Origin of the sequence: Pseudoalteromonas sp. GABNS16E (genome assembly GCF_028598715.1) — a bacterium.
Taxonomy (GTDB): domain Bacteria; phylum Pseudomonadota; class Gammaproteobacteria; order Enterobacterales; family Alteromonadaceae; genus Pseudoalteromonas; species Pseudoalteromonas atlantica.
This window is the reverse complement of the sequence record NZ_JAQREZ010000099.1, coordinates 1-5,657: the sequence shown is the minus strand read 5'-3', so window position 1 is coordinate 5,657 and position 5,657 is coordinate 1. Positions and strand designations below refer to the sequence as shown.

General features: G+C 43.2%; 5 protein-coding genes and 4 tRNA genes. 1 reads left to right on the top strand and 8 read right to left on the bottom strand.

Annotation, left to right across the window (positions count from 1 at the left end; genetic code table 11):
* The 8 genes from PSI06_RS20535 to murB all read right to left on the bottom strand — a co-directional run.
* Positions 1–127 (bottom strand): GTP-binding protein (locus PSI06_RS20535; protein WP_033023824.1); only part of this gene is annotated, 127 nt, incomplete at its 3' end.
* A gap of 135 nt (positions 128–262) precedes the next feature.
* Positions 263–338 (bottom strand) — tRNA-Thr (locus tag PSI06_RS20530).
* Positions 339–349: 11 nt separating this feature from the next.
* Positions 350–424, bottom strand: a tRNA-Gly gene (locus PSI06_RS20525).
* 45 nt (positions 425–469) lie between these two features.
* Positions 470–554: transfer RNA gene (locus PSI06_RS20520), tRNA-Tyr, on the bottom strand.
* Positions 555–594: 40 nt separating this feature from the next.
* Positions 595–670 (bottom strand) — tRNA-Thr (locus PSI06_RS20515).
* Between the two features lie 111 nt (positions 671–781).
* Positions 782–1,507, bottom strand: coding sequence for a type III pantothenate kinase (locus PSI06_RS20510; protein ID WP_273604764.1), 726 nt, complete (start codon positions 1,505–1,507; stop codon positions 782–784).
* Positions 1,504–2,496, bottom strand: a complete 993-nt coding sequence (gene birA, locus PSI06_RS20505; protein ID WP_273604763.1) for a bifunctional biotin--[acetyl-CoA-carboxylase] ligase/biotin operon repressor BirA — start codon at positions 2,494–2,496, stop codon at positions 1,504–1,506. Before birA ends, PSI06_RS20510 begins: the two co-directional genes overlap by 4 nt.
* Positions 2,496–3,503: a UDP-N-acetylmuramate dehydrogenase gene (murB, locus tag PSI06_RS20500; protein WP_273604762.1), complete on the bottom strand. Its 1,008-nt coding sequence runs from the start codon at positions 3,501–3,503 to the stop codon at positions 2,496–2,498. Before murB ends, birA begins: the two co-directional genes overlap by 1 nt.
* A gap of 133 nt (positions 3,504–3,636) precedes the next feature.
* On the opposite strand from murB, the gene PSI06_RS20495 reads away from it, so the two are divergent.
* Positions 3,637–5,481: a M1 family metallopeptidase gene (locus PSI06_RS20495; protein ID WP_029774313.1), complete on the top strand. Its 1,845-nt coding sequence runs from the start codon at positions 3,637–3,639 to the stop codon at positions 5,479–5,481.
* Positions 5,482–5,657: the final 176 nt, after the last annotated feature.

Sequence of the window (5,657 nt, the reverse complement as noted above, 5' to 3'; positions counted from 1 at the left end):
CACCGCCGTATACTTTTGCAAGTACGTTAGTGATTGCTGCAGTTAGTGTAGTTTTACCGTGGTCAACGTGGCCGATTGTACCAACGTTTACGTGCGGTTTTACGCGTTCAAACTTTTCTTTTGCCATGACGGAACCTATCAGTTTTGTGTATCTAGATTACATATGAAAATAATCCACCAGAGGTAGATTAATTTAATTTTTTCAAATTTCAAATAGTTTTTTCTGACAGATAAAGGAAGTATTCAAGGAGATTCATATGACTGGTGCTGATAGGCAGATTTGAACTGCCGACCTCACCCTTACCAAGGGTGCGCTCTACCAACTGAGCTATATCAGCAACACCATAATTGGAGCGGGCAGCGGGAATCGAACCCGCATCATCAGCTTGGAAGGCTGAGGTAATAGCCATTATACGATGCCCGCTTTAGGAACCTGTTCTTAAACTACCTCTAACCGTCAAGAATAAAGTGGTGGAGGGAGCTGGATTCGAACCAGCGAAGGCTGAGCCGTCAGATTTACAGTCTGATCCCTTTGGCCGCTCGGGAACCCCTCCACGATAATTCTTTACTAATTCACTTTCGGTAAAAGGAAAGTGGTGCCGACTAACCGAGTCGAACGGTTGACCTACTGATTACAAGTCAGTTGCTCTACCAGCTGAGCTAAGTCGGCACTGCTTTAGTACGGGGCGAGATATTAGAGTAAGGTTTATTATGATGCAACTATAAAATTAAAAAAAATGTAATTTTTTAGCTTAAATGCTCACAATTCATGCAAAAGTGCTTAATTTTGCTGTTTTACGTCGTTTTTACTTAGCTCATGCCAATAATTTAATCCTTTCATAACCAATAAAGAATCAAAAATACTGCCAGTTATTTGTTGCTGTAACAGCAAACCGTAACCACCGGCGCACAAAATTTGTGGTTTTTGTTCGCCTGTTACGTGCTTAAGTTGATATTTGGCCTGCTCAATAGCACCTAATGTTGCCACCAGTGCGCCATTTTTTAATCCGTTGGGTGTGTTTTTACCTAGCTCATTTAAAAAGGGGGTATTGGCATCATCAAACACGCGCTGAGTATTTTGTGCTAATGAGCGAGTCATTAAGTCAAGGCCGGGCAATATCCAGCCCCCTAAGTGCTCGCCTTCGCCGCTCAGCACATCAATAGTGGTTGCAGTGCCAGCATCAACAATAATGCATGGTGTGTTAGGGTAAAGTGTAAAACCCGCCACCAGCGCAAGCCAGCGATCAATACCTAAATTGCTAACCTGTTCATATGCGCAGCTTAAGCCACTGAGATTTTTACTAACATGCGCCTCAAAACACGGAATGCTTTTTTTGGCGGCTAATGTGAGCGCGTCATTTAATAATTCACTGTTACCTACACAAGCATACACAACCTCAGTTATTGCTTGCCACGGCACGTCGCTCATAGACACGGGCGTTGCTTGTTGCTCGCGCCATAAGGCCGCTTTTAATGAAGTATTACCTACATCTATTAGCAGTTTCATAATTCGGCCTTTCTTAACGAGATTTCGCCGCCATAGTAACTTTTAACTTCGCCGTCTTGGCGAATACGTATTCCGCCGTGCTGATCAATACCTTCACAAATACCCCGCCAGCTTCTGTGCCCCGTATTTAGCTCTACGCATTCTCCTGCAAAGGCGTTTAGGGCGTTCCACTGTGCGTACATGCTGTTTAGCCCGTCTTGTTGGTAATCTGCCAAGCGCTGCTCTAAATAAAAGGTAAGCGAAGCAACTAACTGGTTTTTATCAAGCGCGGTGGTGTGTTGGCTTAAATCGGTCCATGCTTGGTCAATCTGTTCGCTGGTGTTTTGCGGCATTTGTAAATTTATGCCAATACCAATGACTAGCTGACAAGGGCCTTGCGGTTGCCCATCTAGTTCAACTAATACTCCGGCTAGTTTTTGCTTATTTATGTATATGTCGTTTGGCCATTTAAGTTCAATGTCTATATCGTAAAGTGCTTTTATAGCATCGTATACCGCAAGCCCTACTGCAATTGATACGCCCATAGCAGCTTGCAGGCCATCATCTAAGCGCCAAAAATAACTGTAATATAAATTAGCCCCGAATGGAGATTGCCATACCCGCCCTCGCCTTCCGCGCCCGGCTTGCTGCATTTCGGCAACCACAACAGTGCCAGACTCAAGCGCGACTTTATTTTGAATACGGCGCATTAGCTCGCTGTTGGTTGAATCTATAATAGGGTGTACTTCTACTTGGGCTGTATTGGCACCTAACGCGTGGTAATATTTGGTTATATCGGCTTGGTTTAACAATCCCACCGCATTGTTTAAACTGTAACCTTTACCCGTCACTTTAAATATATCGAGCCCCATGCCTTGCAGTGTTTGAATATGTTTACTCACTGCAGCACGGCTTATACCCAGCTGCTCGCCAAGGAATTGGCCCGATACAAAGCCACCTTGGTTAAGTGCATTTAATATAGCTAGTTTATTTCCATCTGGTGCTTTCATTACGCGTGCTCCGTAGTAATATGGCATTCACTATTTGTGTTTATAAGCCTTACTTCGTGCTCTAGCATTATGCCGTAACGTGCAAACACCGTATTTTGTATATGCGTGATCATAGTGATTAAATCGCTTCCTTTACTATCACCATGATTAACTAATACCAGCGCCTGCTGCTGATGCACCTCAATCCCTGCTACTGTAAAGCCCTTCAAGCTCGCTTGGTCAATTAGCCAACCTGCCGCCACTTTGTGATGGCTTTCCCCATAGGGGTAATGAGGTAAATCACCAAACCGCACAAGCAGCGCTTCTAAACGCGCATTGCTAATAATCGGATTTTTAAAAAAACTACCCGCATTGGCTAAAGTGTATGGGTTTGGCAGCTTAGCGTTACGAATTTCAATAACCTGCTCAAATACCATTTTAGGGGTGGGATTTTGCAATACTTTGAGTGGGCCATAACTTAAAACTGGCAGCCACTTTTTAGGGAGCGCTAAATTAACTTGAGTGATCACCGCTTTGTTTTTTAAAGCATGTTTAAAAATAGAGTCGCGATAAGCAAACTCACACTGTGCGTTAGTTAAAGTCACCTTAGTTTTTGTGGCTATATCAATGTATTCAACCGACTCTACAAATTGGGCAAGCTCAACACCATAAGCACCAATGTTTTGTACCGGCGACGCCCCAACGGTGCCCGGAATAAGGGCTAGGTTTTCAAGCCCTGCAATATTTTTATCAAGTAAATAGCTTACTAGGTTATGCCAGCTCTCACCCGCAGCTGCACTCACTAATACGTCATTTTCACGCTCGGTAATAGTAATGCCCTTAGTGGCCATTTTAATTACGGTGCCTGCGTAGTTTTCTAAAAATATTGTGTTGCTACCTTCCCCTAATAAACAAAACGGAGCACTAAAACGGTGTGCTTTAAGTTGCTCAACCGAGGTTATTTCAACAAAATGCTGGCATTGATTGTTTAGTGCAAAGGTATGTAAAGGTTTTAATGAGTGCGCCACAAAGGTCTCTGAGTGTACTGGTAACTAATCGCAGTAGTTTACCTTATTGTCGCAAAGAATGTAAAAATCACTCAACCCGCTGTATCAATCATGATATAAAACCTGCACTTATTATTAGTGTTCAGGGTATTTTATGAAAATTAAACCTCTTTTTTTAAGCCTCGCTATGGCCGGTATGTGCTCGCAAGCAATGGCAAACGCGATTGATCAAAACTCATACGCCAACCTAGATGATGTGGTAACAACACACTTAAACCTTGATTTAGATGTCGATTTTGCCGACAAGCAATTAGAAGGTTTTGTTGAGCACACGCTAAAGTGGAACAATGACACGAGTAAAAAGCTGGTACTTGATACCCGCGACTTAGACATTGATAAAGTAATGTACCAAGACACCTCGGGCGATTGGCACAAAGCTAAATTTACACTGGCAGATCGCGATGATGTTAAAGGCTCAAAACTAACAATTACTTTAAAAAGCCAAGCGCCAAAAGTACGTATTTACTACAACAGCCGCCCAGAAGCATCTGGCCTGCAATGGTTAACACCAGAGCAAACAGCCAGCAAAACGCACCCGTTTATGTACAGCCAATCGCAGGCTATTCACGCTCGTAGCTGGTTACCAGTACAAGATACCCCTGCCATGCGCGTTACTTACTCTGCCCGTATTCATACACCAAAAGATATACGTGCCGTAATGAGCGCCGATAACAAAGACGCACTATACAAAGATGGCGACTACCACTTTGAGATGCCACAAGCTATTTCGCCGTACTTAATTGCGATTGGTGCAGGTAATTTAGAATTTAAAGCCATGTCAAAACAAACTGGTATATTTGCCGAGCCTGAAATTTTAGACGCTTCGGTTGCCGAGTTTAACGACACCCAAGCCATGATCGACAAAACCAACGAAATGTATGGTGAGTATGCATGGGGCCGTTACGATTTATTAATGTTACCGCCTAGCTTTCCGTTTGGAGGTATGGAAAACCCGCGTCTTTCGTTTATTACCCCTACCGTAGTTGCTGGCGATAAAAGCTTAGTAAACCTTATTGCGCATGAGCTTGCACACTCTTGGTCTGGTAACTTAGTTACCAACGCTACGTGGGAAGATTTATGGTTAAACGAAGGTTTTACCTCTTACGTTGAAAACCGCATCATGGAAGAAGTATTTGGCCGCGACCGCGCCGTAATGGAGCAAGCTTTAGATGCAGCAGGCTTACGTGCTCAGCTTAAAACCATTGATGCACCCGATACTCGCCTTAATTTAAAACTTAATGGCCGCGATCCAGATGATGCATTTAGCTCAGTGCCATACACTAAAGGTCAGCTATTTTTAATCTACCTAGAAGAAAAATACGGCCGTGATAAGTTTGATGACTTTGTTAAGACCTACTTTAATGAGTTTGCATTTAAATCGCTTACTACTGCGCAATTTGTTACTTACTTAAAAGCCAACTTAATTGAAAAATACCCAGGCGTTGTAAGCATGGATAAAGTGAATGAGTGGATTTTTGAGCCAGGTTTACCAAGCGATGCACCTAACCCAACATCGGATGCGTTTGATAAAGTAGATACAGCAAGCGCAGCATGGTTAAAAGGTGAAACAAGCGCAGCACAATTACCTACGGCTCAGTGGACAGTGCACGAATGGTTACACTTTTTAAATAACCTACCACGTGATTTAAGTTTAGATAAGATGAGCGAGCTTGATAAGCAATTTAACTTAACGCAATCAACCAATGCAGAGCGCGCGTTTGCATGGTTTATGTTAGCGGTAGGTAATGGTTATCAACCTATTTACCCAGCGCTTGATAAGCACTTATCAGGTATTGGCCGCCGTAAGCTAATTGTGCCGTTATACAAAGCACTTATTAAAAATGGTAAGCGTGAGTGGGCACATGATGTATACATCAAAGCACGCCCAGGCTACCACCCACTTGCACAAGGCACCATTGACGCTTTATTTGATAAATAGCCAACCTGTGCCACCCCAAAAGGTGTTTAGACCTTTAGGGTAAAGCAGCATGTCCCGTCCTGAAATAGGTTGACGGTTTTAATGAAAGACTTGGTGCGAAAGCGCCAGGTCTTTTTTATGCACTTGATTTGGTGTTTTCATATCCAAACTTAAGTGCGGTCGCATTTCATTGTATA